The following is a 15443-nucleotide window of genomic DNA, read 5'->3' as shown; positions in this document are numbered from 1 at the left end:
TCGTCGGGGTCCTGCCGCTAGAGCTGGCCCTGCAGCCAGGAGTCGATGATGTGCCGGGCGATCGAGACCGGCGGCGGCAGGGCGGCCGGTCCCTCGCCGGCCAGCAGCTCGGCCCGGCTGAACCAGCGGGCCTCCTCGATCTCGTCGTGGTCGACCTGCAGGTCGGGCCGCACGGCGCGGGCGGTGAAGCCCAGCATCAGCGACTGCGGGAACGGCCAGGGCTGGCTGGAGACGTAGCGGACGTCGGTCACCTCGAGCCCGACCTCCTCGGCGACCTCGCGGACGACGGCGGCCTCGGCGGACTCCCCCGGTTCGACGAACCCGGCCAGGATGGAGAACCGCCCGGGCGGCCAGACCGCCTGGCGGCCGAGGACGACCCGGTCGGCGCCGTCGTGCACGAGCATGATCACGGCCGGGTCGGTGCGCGGGAAGACCTCCTGGCCGGTGGTGGGGTCGCGCTGGGTCCACCCGGACTTCTCGATGGTCGTGGCCGCGCCGGTGTACGGGCTGAAGCGGTTGCGCTCGTGCCACTCGACGATGCCCACCGCCTGGGCCAGCAGACCGGCGTCGCGGGCACCCAGGTCGGAGCCGATCTCGCGCAGCCCGCTCCACCCGTCGACCGGCGTGCCGCTGATCGTCAGCGACCGCTCGCCGCGCACCACCGCGTAGGCGACGTCCTCGGCGTGGCCGAGGTAGATGCCGCCGGCGGGGAACTCGGCCCGCTCGTCCCAGAGCAGCTCGGGGCCGTGGGCGCCCTCGCGCACCGGCACCTGGCGCTGCGGGTCGATGGTCAGCACCCGCACCGGCCGGCCGCGGGAGGGGTCGTCGAGGTCGCGGTCGAGGTGACCGCGGTCGTGGTCCACCCGGGACAGCACGGGGACGTCGTCGGTGGTGGGCCCGCTGTGCTCGGGCCACACCGCGACGTCGACGGGCAGCTCGGTGGGCGGCGGGTTGTCGGCCGGGCTCGCGCCGCCGGGCGGGTTCGCCGCCGGGTCGACCGGGGGGACGGTCATCGCTGCACCGGGCCCAGCGCGCCGAGCTGGTCGGCGACCCGGTCGGCGTCGCCGACCACGACGGTCGTGAGGCCGGCCGGGTGCAGCCAGCGGCGGGCGGCCGCGGTGACCTCGTCCAGCGTGACGGCGGCCAGGGCGGCCTGGTGCTCGGCGAGCCAGTCGGCGGGCAGCCCCGAGCCGATCAGGGCCGAGAGCGTGCTGGCCAGCCCGGCGTGGGTCGCCGTGGCCAGGGCGGTGGTGCCCAGGACGTAGCGGCGGGCGGCGTCCAGCTCGGCCTCGCTCATCGGGACCAGCGCGATGCGACCGAGCTCGTACTGCGTCTCCAGCAGCGCCGCGCCGGTCACCTCGGTGGCGACGTCGGCGTCGACCAGGAACGACGACCCGGCCTGCAGGTGGTCCACCGAGCTGCGCGGGCTGTAGGTGTAGCCGCGACGCTCGCGGATGTTCTCGACCAGGCGGGAGGAGAAGTAACCGCCGTAGACCATGCTGGCCAGCCGCACGGCGGGCAGCTCGGGGTCGCGGCGGCCGGGGGCCGGGCCGCCCAGGCGCAGGTTGGACTGCACGGCGCCGGGTCGGTCGACCAGCAGCAGCGGGCCGACCGGGGCCTCGACCAGCCGGGGGGCGTCGACGGCGGTGCCGCTGCCGGTCCAGCCGGCCAGGGCCGTCGCGACGGCGTCGGTGGCCGCGGCGGGGTCGACGTCGCCGACCAGGACCAGCGTGCTGCCGGCCGGCAGCACCCGCTCGCGGTGCAGCTTGCGCAGCGCGGCGGGGGTGATGGCGGCGACCTGCTCGGGGTCGGGCAGCTGCACGGCGTAGGGGTGGCTGCCGTGCCGACGGGTGGCCAGCGCGGTGCGGGCCACGACGCCGGGCTGGGAGCGGGCGATGGCGATCCGCTCGGCCACCCGGGCCTTCTCCGCGGCGACCTGGTCGGCCGGGTAGGTGGCCCGGCCCAGCAGCTCGGCCAGCACACCCAGGACGGCGGGCAGCCCCGACGGGAGCATCGTCGTCCCGAGCAGGAGGCGGTCGGGATCGGCCGAGACCGACAGCTCGGCGCCCTCGGCCTGCAGGAGCTGGGCGATCTGCACCTGGTCGTGCGCGGCGGTGCCCAGCAGCACGGCGCCGCTCAGCACGGAGGTGCGGGCCACGTGCGCGGCCGCGGCCCGGGCCGTGGCCGCGGCGAACGGGATCCGCAGCCGCAGCTCGACCAGCGGCACACCGGCCCGCGGGACGACGGCCAGCTGCAGCCCGTTGTCCAGGGTGGTGAGGTGGACCTCGGGCACCGGCTGCGGGCGGGGCTCGCCCAGCGGGGGGACCAGCGACAGGTCCAGGACGGGGGCGCTCATCGGGTGGTCCCCTTCTCGGCGGTGCGCAGCTCGAGGACGGCGGCGGTGTCGGGCACGAGCCCGCGGGCGGCGTGCTGCACGGCCTCGGGGGTGACGGCGGCCAGCCGGGCGGCCAGCTCGCCGGCCAGCTCGGCCCGGCCGTGGATCAGCTCGGCGGAGGCGAACCCCAGCGTGCGGCCGAGCACGGAGTCGGCGCCGCGGAGGAGCTGTGCGCTGGTGCGGGCCTGCACCCGGGTCAGCTCGTCGCGGCCCACGCCGTCCTGGGCGACCTTCTCGATCTCCTCGTGCACGGCGGCGAGCACCCGGTCGGGGGTGACGTCGGCCGGGTGGTGCACCTGGGTGGTCAGCGTGGTGGCGTCGCGGACGTCGAAGGGGTCGCCGAACAGGCCCACGTAGGACGACTGCGCGACGGCGAGGTGGTCGCGGTGCACCAGGCGCAGCTCGAGGCGGGAGGCGTCGCCCTCGCTGAGCAGCTCGCTGAGCAGCACGGTGCCCAGGTAGGTGTCCAGGTCGGCGACCGGGTCGGGCACCCGCCAGGCGATGGCCACCGCCGGCGCCGGGGCGAGGGCGTCGACGACGACGCCGTGCCGCGGACCCGTGGGCGAGGGCTCGCCGGTGTAGGGCGTGGGCGGGGCGGCCCGGTGCGGGACGGCGTCGAACCACCGGCGGACCAGCTTCTCGGTCTCGGTGACGTCGAGGTCGCCGCCCAGGCACAGCACGGCGTTGGCCGGGGCGTAGTAGCGGTCGAAGAAGTCCTTCGCGTCCTCGACCGTGGAGGACTCGAGGTCGACGAAGGAGCCGTACCCGTCGTGGGTGTTGGCGAAGGACTCGAAGGCGATCTGCGGCAGCTGCAGCCAGGGGAACGCGCCGTAGGGCCGGTTGAGCACGTTGACCCGGATCTCCTCCTTGACCACGTCGATCTGGTTGCGGAGGTTCTCCTCGGTGATGGCCGGGGCGGCCATGCGGTCGGCCTCGAGGAACAGCGCGCGCTCCAGGGCCTCAGCCGGCAGCGCCTCGAAGTAGTTGGTGTAGTCCTGGTGGGTCGAGCCGTTGAAGGTGCCGCCGGCGGCCTGGACCAGCCGGGCGTGCTCCATCTTCGGCACGTTCGCCGACCCCTGGAACATCACGTGCTCGAAGAGGTGGGCGAACCCGGTGCGGCCCTCGGGCTCGGAGCGCATGCCGACGTCGTAGAACACGCTCACGGCGACCACCGGGACGCTGGTGTCGGGCGCCAGGACGACGCGCAGCCCGTTGTCGAGGGTGAACCGCTCCACCGGGTGCCGCAGGGTCAGATCAGCAGCTGGTGAGCTCACCGCCCGAGGGTATGCGGGTACGCGCGCCCCGGCCCCGCGGGGCCTCACAGCACGTCGACGGCACCGATGACGCGGTCGATGACGCCGTAGAGCTCGGCGTGGGTGTTGGGGATGGACAGGTAGAGCAGGGCCGGGGCGGCCCGCCCGGTGTCGATCACCACCAGCGCGGCCCGCTCCCCGGTCGCGTCGTAGCCGGCGGTGTCCCAGCTGAGCACGAACTCGTAGACCCAGGCCGGTGCGCCGTCGACGGTGGTCGCCTCGTCGCGCAGCACCTCGCGCTCGTTGGGTCCGGGGTAGTAGTTGGCGCGCACGCTCTCGGCGAGGGTCTCGATCGTGGCCTGCTCGCTGCCGGCACCGGACCAGCCGTAGCCCTCGGCCACCGGGCCCGAGGTGATCTGGGCGATGAACTCGCCGCCGTCGGGGACGGTGTCCTGGGTGATGAAGTACTGCCCCTGCACCGACGTCGTCTCGAGCGGGGCGCCGAGCGCGTACTGGTACCAGCCGTCGCCGAGGTAGGGGTAGGCGATGCCGGCGTCCTCGTCGACGATCTGCACGGTGCCGGGCGCGAAGGTCGGGCCCGTGGGCACGGCGACGACCGTCGGGCTCGGGTTCGAGGTGCCCCGGCCGGTGGTCCCGACCACGACGGCGACCACGAGGACGACGACCGCGGTCACCACCGCACCGACCACCCACGGCGTGCGTCCGTGGCCCCGGACGGGGACGGCCGGCTGCCACGGGGACGGCGCCGGCCGGTGCGCGGTCTCCCCGCGCCCGGTGGAGACCCCGGGCCCGGCAGGGGTCAGGACGTCGGACCAGCCGCCGCCGTCCCACCACCGCACCATGCCGGGGGCGCCGTCGGGGTCCGGGTAGTAGCCCGGCGGCGCCGCGCCCGGTCCGCTCATCCCCACGCCCTCCTCACAGGTCGTCGCGGTCGGCGTTGTCCCGCCACCAGCCGAGCAGATCGGTGAGACCGTCCTGGCCGCCGCGGCCGGTGACCGACGAGTAGCCCGACCGGTCGTCCCAGGTCCAGGTGAGCACCGGGGCGCCGTCGGTGTCCAGCCCGCACGACAGCCGGCCGACGGGCTGGTCGTCGAAGTCGGCCAGCCGCACCCAGCCCTGGTCGCCGTCGGAGCTGGAGCACGCGTAGACCTCGCCGCCCTCCAGCTGGGACAGCCCCGCCTGCTGCACACCGCCGGCGAAGGCCGCGGCGGCGGCGTCCGGGGACCCCAGCAGCTGGTAGGTCTGCTCGCTGGGGCCCTCGGACGACGGGCTGACCCCGCAGTCCAGGCCGGTGAGGACGTCGCCCTCGGCGCCCGTGCGGGTGCAGTCGGCCGGCACGACGTCCGCGGGGAGTCCGTCGGCGAGCAACGCCTGCTGGGCGTCGACCGCGGCGTCGCGGGCGCCGGCGAGGCGCACCGTCGCGACCGCGGCCCAGGTGCCCAGACCGACGGCGAGCACCGCGAGGACGACGACCAGGGCCAGCGACCCGCGCCGACGCCCGGACCGCCCGCCCGGCTGGTCGCCGACCCACGGCGGCGGACCCGGGGGCGGCGGGACGGCGGACCGCGGCGACGGGCCCGGCAGCTGGCCGGGTCCTCGCTGCTGCGACGGCGCCGGCTGGACGCTGGTGGGGATCGACTGCGGCCGCACCGCCGTACCGGCCCGACCGGGATCACCACCGACGACCCCGACGGTGGTGGGCGCGGTGCCGTTCGGGCCCGGCGGGTGCTCGGCCGGGCGGGGCACCTCGATGCCGCTGACGCCGAGGGCCGCCCGCGCGGCGGCGGCCATGCCGCCGGCCGACGTCCACCGCTGACCGGGGTCCTTGGCCAACCCGCGCAGCACGACGCCGTCCAGCACGCTCAGGTCGACCCCGCCCACGCCGCCGGGCCGGACCGAGCTCGGCGGCGGCGGCACGGCGTTGACGTGGGAGTACATCTGGCTGACCGCGTCACCGGGCGGGAAGGGCCGCTGCCCGGTGAGCGCCTCGTACAGCACGCAGGCCAGCGAGTACACGTCGGTGGCCGCCGAGAGCGCGCGGCCGTGGAACCGCTCGGGGGCCATGTACTCGGTGCTGCCGATGGTCAGCCCGGTGCCGGTGAGGGACGGCCCGGTCTCGTCGCCGACCGGTCGGGCGATGCCGAAGTCGACCAGGTAGACGAAGTCGTCACCGGCCGACGAGCCGGCCAGGTCGCCGCCGTCGGGTCGGGCGACCAGCAGCACGTTGGAGGGTTTGACGTCGCGGTGGACGAGGCCGTCGGCGTGCGCGGCGTCGAGTGCGCGGGCGACCTGCCCGACCAGGTCGACGGCGCGGGCCGGGTGCAGTGCGCCGGTGCGGCGCAGCAGCGAGGCGAGGTCCTCGCCCTCGACCAGGCGCATGTCCAGGAACAACCGCCCGTCGATCTCCCCGTAGCGGTGGATGGGGACGACGTGCGGTTCGCGCAGCCGGGCCACCACCCGTGCCTCGCGGCGGAACCGCTCCCGGTAGGACTCGTCCCCGGCCCACTGCGGGTGCAGGACCTTGAGGGCCACCTCGCGCTCGTGCTCGGCGTCCAGGGCGCGCACGACCTCGCCCATGCCGCCCTGCCCGAGCACACCCAACACCCGGTAGGGGCCAAACCGGTCGCCCTCGTGCATCGTCGCCCTCCCGGCTCAGCGCTCGGCGGGGACCGCGGCGAGCTCGCGCCACAGGTGCGCGGCCGCCTCGGCGCCCCGGTGCAGCATCGGCAGCAGCACCCGCTCGTTGGGGGCGTGGATGCGGTCGGTGGGCAGGCCGGCGCCCAGGAACAGCAGCGGTGCGCCGAGGACGGCGACCAGGTCGGCCTCGGGCCCGCTGCCGCCCTCGCGGGTGAACAGCACCTCGTCGGCAGGGCGGTCGAAGGCCTGGCCTATGGCGGTGAGCAGCGCCGTCATCGCGGGGTGGTCGAGGTCGCTCGCGCACGGGCTCACCCCGCCCTCGGGCACGTGCACCTCGGCCTCGATGCCGGCCGGCACGTGGTCGGCGACCCAGCTGCGCAGCTGCTCGCCGAGGTCGGCCGGCACCTGGTCGGCGACCAGCCGGAACGTCACCTTGGCGTGCGCCTCGGCCGGGATGATCGTCTTGTGCCCGGGGCCGGTGTAGCCGCCCCACATGCCGTTGACCTCGGCGGTGGGGCGGGCACCGATGCGCTCCAGGGTGCTGAACCCGGCCTCGCCGGTCGCCGCGCGGGACGCCGCCGGCCCGGCCAGCCAGGCCGCCTCGTCGAAGGGCACCCGGCCCATCAGCTCGCGCTCGCGGTCGGTGAGCGGGCGGACCTTGTCGTAGAACCCGGGCAGGGTGACCCGCCCGTGGTCGTCGTGCAGCGCGGCCAGCAGCGCGGCCAGGGCGTGCAGGGGGTTGGGCACCGCGCCGCCGAAGGAGCCCGAGTGCAGGTCGACGCCGGGCCCGCGCAGGGTGATCTCGGCGTCGGCCAACCCCCGCATCGCGGTGACCGCGCTGGGGACGTCCGGGGCGGCCATGCCGGTGTCGCTGACCACGACCACGTCGCAGGCCAGCCGCTCGCGGCGCTCGGCGAGCAGGGCGGGGAAGTTCGGTGAGCCCGACTCCTCCTCGCCCTCGACCAGCAGCTTGACGGTCACCGCCGGGGTGTCGCGGCCGGTGGCGGCCAGGTGCGCGCGGATGCCCAGCAGGTGGAAGGCGACATTGCCCTTGTCGTCGATGGCCCCGCGGGCGTGCAGCTCGGTGCCCAGCTCGGTCTCGACCCGGGTGGGTTCGAACGGCGGGTGGGTCCAGGCCTCCTCCGGCGTCACCGGCTGCACGTCGTGGTGGCCGTAGACCAGCGCGACCGGGGCACCGGCGTCGGCCGAGGGCCACTCGGCGTAGACCGCCGGCGCACCGGCGGTGGGCCAGATCTCGACCACCGGGAACCCGACCCGCCGCAGTGCGGCGGCCAACCACTCGGCGCTGGCCGCGACGTCGCCGGCGTGCTCCGGGTCGGCGGAGATCGACGGGATGCGCAGCCAGGCGTCCAGGTCGGCGTCGAGGTCGGCGCGGTGCGCGGTGACGAAGTCGCGTTCGGGGTTGCCGGCGAGATCCGGGCGCAGGGCGGGGTCGCCGGCGGGATCCGGGCGCAGGGCGGGGTCGCCGGCGGGATCCGGGCGCAGGGCGGGGCTGTCCGTGCTCACCGGGCGACCGTAACGCGCCGGCCGCGGGCCCCCGGGCTACGTTGCCCGGCATGGGTGCTGGGCAACTGCAGGTGGACGTCGGCGACCTCGTGCTCGACGTGCGGACCGACGGCCCCGAGGACGGCCGGCCCGTGCTGCTGCTGCACGGCTTCCCGCAGACCTCGCTGTCGTGGTCGGCGGTCACCCCGCTGCTGGCCGAGGCCGGCCTGCGCACCTATGCGCCCGACCAGCTGGGCTACTCCCCCGGCGCCCGCCCCGGTGAGACCGACGCCTACGCCCTGCCGGCCCTGGCCGCGGTGACCGCGGACCTGATGACCGCGCTGGACCTGCCCACCGCCGACGTGGTGGGCCACGACTGGGGCGCGAACGTGGCCTGGGCGTTGGCCGGGTGGCACCCCGACAGGGTGCGCACGCTGACCGCGGTGTCGGTGCCGCACCCGACCGCGTACACCCTGGCCTACCGCGCGGACCCGGAGCAGAAGGAGCGCTCGGCCTACATCAAGCTGTTCTGGCAGGCCGGCAAGGCCGAGCGCGTGCTGCTCGAGGACGACGCCCGCCGGCTGCGGCGCGTGCTCGGCGACGTGCCGCCCGAGGCCGTGGACGCCTACGTGGCGCACCTGTCGGCGCCGGGCGCGCTCACCGCCGCCCTGGACTGGTACCGGGCGATGAGCTCGAGCACGCCGCTGGACCCGGTGGGGGTGCCCACCACCTACGTCTGGAGCGACGAGGACATGGCCATCGGGCGCACCGCGGCGGAGGCCTGCGCGGACCAGGTGACCGGGGACTACCGGTTCGTCGAGCTGGCCGGGGTCTCGCACTGGATCCCGGAGAGGGCACCGGAGGCCCTGGCCGCGGCGATCCTGGACCGCGTCGCCGGGGCCTGATCCCGCACTCGACCCAGGACCCGGTCCAGAGCCCGGTCCAGAACCCGGTCCGGGGCCCCGGCGGCGGCTACCCACCACCGGTCACCAAGGCCAGCAGGCCCGCCTCGTCCAGCAGGTCGACCGGTCGCACCGTGACCCCGGCGAGCACGTGGTGGAACCCGGCGCTGACCCGCTCGACCGGCACCCCGGCCAACCGGGACCACCCCAACCGGTAGGCCGCCAGCTGCACGCCGGCCGCGGTGAGCTCGGCGGCGCCGGGCACCGGGCCGGTCTTCCAGTCGATGACCTCGAACCCGCCCGCGGCGTCGGCGTAGACGGCGTCGATGCGGCCCCGCAGGGTGAGCGGCCCCAGCGGCGTCTCGAACGCCGCCTCGACCTCGGCCGGCTGCCGGTCGGCCCACTCCCCGGCCAGGAAGGCCTCCTGCAGCGCGGTCAGCGCGGCGTCGGGAGCGGCGTCGGCGTCGCCGGACCCGGGCAGCTCGTCGAGGTCGATCAGCCGGGTCGCGCCGAACCGCTGCTCGAGCCACAGGTGGAACGCCGTGCCCCGCCGGGCCAGCGGGGCGGGCGCGGCCGGCATCGGGCGGCGCAGCCGGCGGGCCAGGGCAGCGGGGTCCCGCCGCAGGGCGACCAACGAGGACACCGACAGCTGCGCCGGGAGGGTGACCTCGGTGGCGCTGCGCCCGTGCTCGGCCCGCTCGCGGAGCAGCAGCTGGGCGTCGCGCAGCCAGTCGTCGACCACCGGGTCCTCGGCCGCACCCAGGCCGGACCGGTCCAGGGGGTGTGCCCGGGTGCCCGCGACGAGCTCGGCCGCGGCGGTGAGCGCCCGCCGCCGGCCGGCCGACAGCGGGTCGGCCGGCCACACCCCGACGGGCCACTCGGCCAGCGCGGGGTTGGTCGCGTCGTCCGCCGGGGGCTCGGCCCAGGCCTCGACCCCCCCGGTGCCCGCACCCGCGAGCACCTCGACCGCCTCGCGGACGGCCAGCAGCAGGGTCGAGGGGCCGTTGGGCTTGACCCCGTCGCGCCACCAGCTGCCCGAGCACAGCAGCAGCCGCTTGGCGCGGGTCACCGCGACGTAGCCCAGCCGGACCTCCTCGGCGGACCCGAACGCCTTCCACTCCGCCACGTAGTCACCCAGGGCGTCGCGGACCACCGACTGGTCGCCGGACCCGGGCAGGGGCAGCCGGAGGGCGGGCAGGTCGTCGCGGTCGGTCAGCCGCAGCTCGGCCGGCACGGCCCCGGGGTCGTTGATCCAGGAGTCGGACGTGTCGGCCTTGCTGGGGAACTGGCCCACGGTCATGCCCGGGACCGCGACGACGTCCCACTCCAGGCCCTTGGCCGAGTGCCCGGTCAGCAGCTGCACCGCCTCGGGGTTCACCGCCACCTCGCCGGGCTCGAGACCGCGCTCGCGGACCTCGGCGTCGGACAGGTAGCCGAGGAACGCCGGCAGCGACGGCAGCTCGGCGAGGTCGGCGAACTGCGCGGCCACCGTGTGGAGGGCGTCGAGGTGGGTGCGGGCACCGCCGGGGCTGGCATCGGGGTGGCTGGCCAGCTCGGTCTCCAGGCCCAGCGTGCGGACCACCTCGTCGACCAGGTCGGGCAGCGGTTCACCCAGCCGTGCCCGTAACCCGGCCAGCTCGGCGCCCAGCCGACGGAGGCGTCGGTGCCCGTCGGCGGAGAACGCGGTGGGTGCCCCGAGGTCGTCGAGGGCCTCGACGATGCTCCCCCGCTCGGGGGCGAGCTCGACGACGGGAGCGGACGCCTCGTCGGGGCCCGCGCCGGGGCCCGCGGCGGGGGCGGTGGCCGGGTCACCGCCCGGCGTACGGCCGCGGACGAGCTGCCGGGCCCGGGCCTCGAGCGCGGCCAGGTCGCGGGGGCCGATGCGCCACCGGGCACCGGTGAGCAACCGGCCCAGTGCGTCGCCGGCGGTCGGGTCGACCAGCACGGTCAGGGTGGCGACGACGTCGGACACCTCGGGCACGTCGAGCAGCCCGCCCAGACCGACGACCTCGACCGGCAGGCCGCGCTCGCGCAGCGCCGCGGCGATGCCGGGCAGCTGGGCCCGGCGGCGGGCGAGCACCGCGATGGTGGGCCGCCGGTGGCCGGGAGCGGCCTCCGCAGCCGACGGACCGTGCCACTCGGCGGCCAGGCGGTCGGCCAGCGCCGCGGTCTCCTCGGCCACCGTCTCGTACAACCCGACCCGGACCTCCCCCGGCCCGGCCGTGGGGGCCGCGGTGAGGTCGGGCAGCGCGGCGGCGCCCTCGGGCAGCGGCAGGTCGGCCGCGACCCGGTTGGCGACGGCGAGCACCGCCTGGTCGTTGCGCCAGCTGGTGGACAGCGTCAGCCGCTCGGCCCGCCGGCCGGGCGCACCCGGGAAGGTCCGGTGGAACCGCTCGATCGTGCCGGAGGAGGCCCCGCGCCAGCCGTAGATCGACTGCCGGGGGTCGCCGACGGCGAGCACGGGGTGGTGGCTGTCACCGCCGAACAGCGCCTCGAGCATGCGCAGCTGGCCGACCGAGGTGTCCTGGTACTCGTCGAGCAGGACGGTGCGCCAGCGGGCCCGCTCGCGGCGGCCCACCTCGGGCGACCCCGTGGCGGCCCGGGCGGCGTGCGCGACCTGGTCGGCGTAGTCGATGGCACCGGCGGCGCGCTTGCGGGCCTCGAAGGCCTCGACCATGGGCAGCAGCGCCACCCGGGACCGCTGCCGGGCGAGCATCTTCAGCACGTCGGCGTAGGGCCCCTTGGTGCGGCCGGTGACCGGGTAGGCGTGCACCTGCGCCTCGAGCCGCGCGGTCCAGGCCCGGAGCCGGTCGGGGCTGATGTCGTGCTCGCCCAGCTCGGCCGCCAGCTGCAGGACGTCCTCGGTGGTGGTGACCAGGCCCAGCGCGACGTCGCTCATGTCACCGGTGTGCGCGGCGACGGCGGTGGCTGCCTGGCCCCAGCACATCGCCGGGCCCAGCACCCCGGCACCGGGCTCGACGCCGATCCGCAGCCCGTGCTCGGCGACGATGCCGGCGGCGTAGCCGTGGTAGGTGGCCACCGTGGGCGAGGCCACCTCGAGTCGTTCGCGCAGCACGGGGTCGGTGTCCGGGTGCGCGGCCAGCGCGGCCAACCGCAGCCGGATGCGCGCACCGAGCTCGCTGGCGGCCTTGCGGGTGAACGTCAGCCCCAGCACGGCCTCGGGGGCCACCAGCTGGTTGGCCACCAACCAGGCGACCCGGGCCGCCATGGTCTCGGTCTTGCCCGACCCGGCACCGGCCACGACCACCATCGGCCGGTCGACGGCGGCCTGCACCACGGCGGCCTGCTCGGCCGAGGGGGCGTAGGACAGCCCGCACCGGTGGGCCACCTCGGCCGGGGTCAGCAGCTCGGGGACCACCGCGGCCCGGGGCTCGACGAACCCCGGCAGGTCGAAGGTCAGCTGGTCCTCCGACGGTCGTCCGCGGCTCACCGGGTCACCTGCCGGCCGGACTCCTGCATGGGGCAGCTGCGGCGGAACGAGCAGCGTTCGCAGTCGGTGTCGGTGCGCGCGGCGAACGTGGCCGCACCCATGCCGTCGCCGACCGCGGCGACCAGCTCGCCCGCCCAGGTCGAGGGCGCGGGCAGGTCGACGGGGAGCGGGGGCTGCACGTGCTCCTTGGCCGCCTTCTGGGCGCCGCCCACCTGCAGCAGTGCCGCCCCGCCGGGCACCGTGCCGTGGGCGGGGAAGGCGCCCTCGGCGACGGCCACCTGGTAGGCGGCCAGCTGGCCGTGCTCCTCGACCGTGCGCGGCGCGGTCTTGCCGGTCTTGAGGTCGACGACGACCAGCCGGCCGGAGTCGTCGCGCTCGAGCCGGTCGACCTGGCCCCGCAGCCGGGCCCGCCCGACCACCACGTCGAAGTCCTCCTCGGCGGCGAGCAGCTCGCGCTCGGCACGGGCGTGCCAGCTCAGGAACTTGGCCAGCATCTCCTGGGCGCGGTCGCGCTGGCGCTGGTCGAACCAGCCCGGCCCCAGGTCCAGCTGGTCCAGCTCGGCGGCCAGCACGTCGGGGGCGTCCCCGGGTGGGAGCCCCTCGGCCACCTGCTGCGCGACGTCGTGCACGGCCGAGCCGACCGTGCGGGTGGTCTCGGGCGACGCCTCGGCGCCGACGGAGCCGAGCACCCAGCGCAACGGGCACCGCTGGAAGGTGTCGATCGCCGACGGGCGCACCCGGACCACCTCGGCCGGGTCGACGAGCGGCGCGTCGTCGGACAGCGCCGCCAGGCCCCACCACGACGTCGGGTCGGCGCCGGGCACGCGGTCCTCGGCCAGCCGGCGGAGCACGGCCGCGGCACTGGTCCGCCGCGGGGCCGGCGTGTGCGGGTCGGTGAGGGCACGGCGCAGCTCGGCCACGAGGGCGGGCAGCGTCAGGGCCCGGGGCAGCGGGGTGTGCGGCCGGCCGCCGCCCCCGTCGGCCTCGCCCTCGGCGGGGGGCGGGACGACCAGGTCGAGGAAGCGCGAGGCGTTGGCGCCCACGTCGCCGCCCTCCAGCCCGCCGTCGACGGCGGTGACGACCAGCCGCCGCCGGGCGCGGGTGACCGCGACGTAGAACAACCGGCGTTCCTCTGCCAGCGCCAGCGTGCGCCGGTCCAGGCCGGTCGCGTCGGTGCCGGCGGCGACCTCGACCAGCTCCTCGGCCCCCAGCAGGCTGGCCCGGGTCCGCAGATCGGGCCACACCCCCTCCTGCACCCCGGCCACGCAGACGACGTCCCACTCCAGACCCTTGGCGGCGTGCGCGGTGAGCAGCCGCACGGTCTCGCCGGCCGGGGCGCGCGCCGCACCGCCGTCACCGGGGAGCTCCTGGGCGCCGAAGTGGTCGACGAAGTCCTGGACCTGAGCCCCGGGCAGCCGATCGACGAACCGCGCGGCCGCGTCGAAGAGCGCGACGGCTGCGTCGAGGTCCCGGTCGGCCACGGCGCCGGCGGGGCCGCCGGCCGCGCTGGCCGTGGCCCACCGGGTGGCCAGACCGCTGGCCTGCCACATCGCCCACAGCACGTCCTCCGCGCTGCCCTCGCGCAGCAGCGCCACCCGGCCGGCTGCCAGCACCCCGGCGACCCGCGCGGCCGGGCGGGCGACGGGGGCCGGCAGGGCGTCGAGCAGCGCGGCGTCGGCGAGCAGGTCGGCCAGGGGGGCACCGCGCTCGGCGGGGTCGACGCCGCGGGAGACCAGCTCGCGGCGCACCGCCCGGCGCAGGCGGCGGAGATCGAGCACCGTGGCTCCGCCGAGCGGCGAGGCGAGCAGTGCCTCCGCTCCCGTCTCGGTGAGCCCGGCCTCGGTGGGCGGCGCTGCGGTGGCCGCGGGACCCACCTGGCCCGTCGGCTCGTACGCCACCCGGGGGATGTCGTGGGTGCGGGGCGGGGGCAGCAGGGCACGCAGCGCGGCCAGCAGCGGCTCGACGGCGGGCTGCTGGGCCAGCGCCAGGTCGTCGGCGGACACCACGACGGGGACCGCGGCCTGGCTCAGCGCGCGGCGCAGCGCACCGAGGGCGTGTGCGCTGCGGACCACCACGGCCATCTCGGACCAGGGCACCCCGTCTTGGAGGTGCGCGCGTCGCAGGGTGTCGGCGACGTGCGCCGCCTCCACCGCCGGGGTGTCGAACACGTGCACCTCGGCAGCCCCCGGTGCGGTGCCTGCCCCGGCCGACAGCCGCCGGTGCTCCCAGGGGCCGGGCAGCCCCTCGGCCACCCGACGGCTGACCCGCAGCAGCTCGGTGCCCGACCGGCGGCACACCCCGAGCGACACCCGCTCGGCCCGGCGGCCGTCGGCGTGCCGGAACCGTTCGGGGAACTCGACGATGCCCCGCGGCTCGGACCCGCGGAAGGCGTAGATGGCCTGGTCGGGGTCGCCGACGGCGACCAGGTCGCGACCTCCCCCGGACAGCAGGTGCAGCAGCTCGACCTGGGCGGGGTCGGTGTCCTGGTACTCGTCGACGAACAACCAGCTGGCCCGCTCCTGCTCGACCCGCAGCAGCGCGTCGTCCGCCCGCAGCTCGTCGATGGCCTCGCGGACGAGCTCGGCCGGGTCGTAGCCCGAGTCGTCGCCGCGGGCGAGGGTGGACCAGTACTGCACCTCGGAGTACTGCCGCATGAAGTCGGCGGCTGCGACCCAGTGGTCGTGGCCACGTTCCCGACCCCAGGACGCCAGCCGCCCCGGGCTGATGCCCCGTTCCGTCGCCCGCATCAGCAGCTCGCGCAGCTCGGCACGGAAGCCGGGCACGGGCAGGGCCTGCGCGAGGTCGTCCGGCCAGGCCACGCCGTAGCCCGGCTCGCCGTCCAGCAGATCGCGGACGACCTTGTCCTGCTCGGCCGAGGTGAGCAGCCGGGGCGGCGGGTCACCGCGCAGCGCGGCCGCCCGGTGCAGCACGCCGAAGGCGTAGGAGTGGAAGGTGCGGGCGACCGGCTCGCGCATCGTGCGCCCGACCCGGGCACTGATCCGGGTGCGCAGCTCGGCGGCGGCCTTGCGGCTGAAGGTGAGCACCAGGACGCGCTCGGGGTCCAGCCCGGCCTCGATCCGGCGCGCGACGGCCTCGACGATCGTGGTCGTCTTGCCGGTGCCGGGGCCGGCGAGCACCAGCAGTGGACCGCCCGGGTGGTCGACCACCGCCTGCTGGGTGGGGTCGAGGACCGGGGGTGCGACCACACCGACCGACGGCAGGAGGAGCCGGTACCCGGGTTCGGCGGTGCCCGACGAGCTCATGCCTGCGATAACACC

9 protein-coding genes are annotated in these 15443 nt (G+C 76.7%); 1 reads left to right on the top strand and 8 read right to left on the bottom strand.

Translation table 11 applies throughout. The features are described from left to right. Nucleotides 1–17: 17 nt before the first annotated feature. Genes nudC through BLS67_RS07175 form a run of 6 tightly spaced genes read right to left on the bottom strand, consistent with a single transcriptional unit; the run spans nucleotide 18 to nucleotide 7833 of the window. On the bottom strand, nucleotides 18–1013 hold the full coding sequence (gene nudC / locus BLS67_RS07200) for an NAD(+) diphosphatase (RefSeq protein WP_091242270.1): 996 nt from the start codon (nucleotides 1011–1013) through the stop codon (nucleotides 18–20). Then, nucleotides 1010–2356 carry a M16 family metallopeptidase gene (locus BLS67_RS07195; protein WP_091242267.1) on the bottom strand — a complete coding sequence of 449 codons (1347 nt, stop codon included), beginning with the start codon at nucleotides 2354–2356 and terminating at the stop codon, nucleotides 1010–1012. The genes nudC and BLS67_RS07195 overlap by 4 nt, the downstream gene beginning before the upstream one ends. Then, entirely contained in the window at nucleotides 2353–3669 is a 1317-nt protein-coding gene (locus BLS67_RS07190; RefSeq protein WP_091242264.1) for a M16 family metallopeptidase, read from the bottom strand. The genes BLS67_RS07195 and BLS67_RS07190 overlap by 4 nt, the downstream gene beginning before the upstream one ends. A 44-nt stretch (nucleotides 3670–3713) precedes the next feature. After that, complete coding sequence (locus tag BLS67_RS07185; RefSeq protein WP_091242260.1) at nucleotides 3714–4571, bottom strand: DUF2510 domain-containing protein; 858 nt, start codon at nucleotides 4569–4571, stop codon at nucleotides 3714–3716. 13 nt (nucleotides 4572–4584) lie between these two features. After that, nucleotides 4585–6306, bottom strand: a complete 1722-nt coding sequence (locus BLS67_RS24045; protein ID WP_278247118.1) for a serine/threonine-protein kinase — start codon at nucleotides 6304–6306, stop codon at nucleotides 4585–4587. 15 nt (nucleotides 6307–6321) lie between these two features. Further along, a complete protein-coding gene (locus BLS67_RS07175) occupies nucleotides 6322–7833 on the bottom strand; it encodes a M20/M25/M40 family metallo-hydrolase (protein ID WP_242653884.1) in 1512 nt (503 codons plus the stop codon). 50 nt (nucleotides 7834–7883) lie between these two features. Here BLS67_RS07175 and BLS67_RS07170 point away from each other — a divergent pair, with 50 nt between their 5' ends. Beyond that, nucleotides 7884–8717: an alpha/beta fold hydrolase gene (locus BLS67_RS07170; protein ID WP_091242257.1), complete on the top strand. Its 834-nt coding sequence runs from the start codon at nucleotides 7884–7886 to the stop codon at nucleotides 8715–8717. 67 nt (nucleotides 8718–8784) lie between these two features. On the opposite strand, the gene BLS67_RS07165 is transcribed toward BLS67_RS07170, so the two are convergent. Together BLS67_RS07165 and BLS67_RS07160 are read right to left on the bottom strand one after the other, a co-directional pair. Continuing rightward, the gene (locus BLS67_RS07165; RefSeq protein WP_091242253.1) at nucleotides 8785–12165 is read right to left on the bottom strand and encodes an ATP-dependent DNA helicase; all 3381 of its coding nucleotides are present in this window, start codon (nucleotides 12163–12165) and stop codon (nucleotides 8785–8787) included. Further along, nucleotides 12162–15428 (bottom strand): ATP-dependent helicase, encoded by a 3267-nt coding sequence (locus BLS67_RS07160; protein WP_091242250.1) that lies wholly within the window; start codon nucleotides 15426–15428, stop codon nucleotides 12162–12164. Before BLS67_RS07160 ends, BLS67_RS07165 begins: the two co-directional genes overlap by 4 nt. Nucleotides 15429–15443 lie beyond the last annotated feature (15 nt).

The organism is Klenkia soli (assembly GCF_900103975.1).
Lineage (GTDB): Bacteria > Actinomycetota > Actinomycetes > Mycobacteriales > Geodermatophilaceae > Klenkia > Klenkia soli.
This window is presented reverse-complemented; position numbering and strand designations above follow the sequence as displayed.

Bases quoted from the DNA above. Each gene is read 5' to 3' on its own strand.
- nudC (WP_091242270.1), bottom strand. From the start codon at position 1,013: ATGACCGTCCCCCCGGTCGACCCGGCGGCGAACCCGCCCGGCGGCGCG.
- BLS67_RS07195 (WP_091242267.1), bottom strand. From the start codon at position 2,356: ATGAGCGCCCCCGTCCTGGACCTGTCGCTGGTCCCCCCGCTGGGCGAG.
- BLS67_RS07185 (WP_091242260.1), bottom strand. From the start codon at position 4,571: ATGAGCGGACCGGGCGCGGCGCCGCCGGGCTACTACCCGGACCCCGAC.
- BLS67_RS24045 (WP_278247118.1), bottom strand. From the start codon at position 6,306: ATGCACGAGGGCGACCGGTTTGGCCCCTACCGGGTGTTGGGTGTGCTC.
- BLS67_RS07170 (WP_091242257.1), top strand. From the start codon at position 7,884: ATGGGTGCTGGGCAACTGCAGGTGGACGTCGGCGACCTCGTGCTCGAC.
- BLS67_RS07160 (WP_091242250.1), bottom strand. From the start codon at position 15,428: ATGAGCTCGTCGGGCACCGCCGAACCCGGGTACCGGCTCCTCCTGCCG.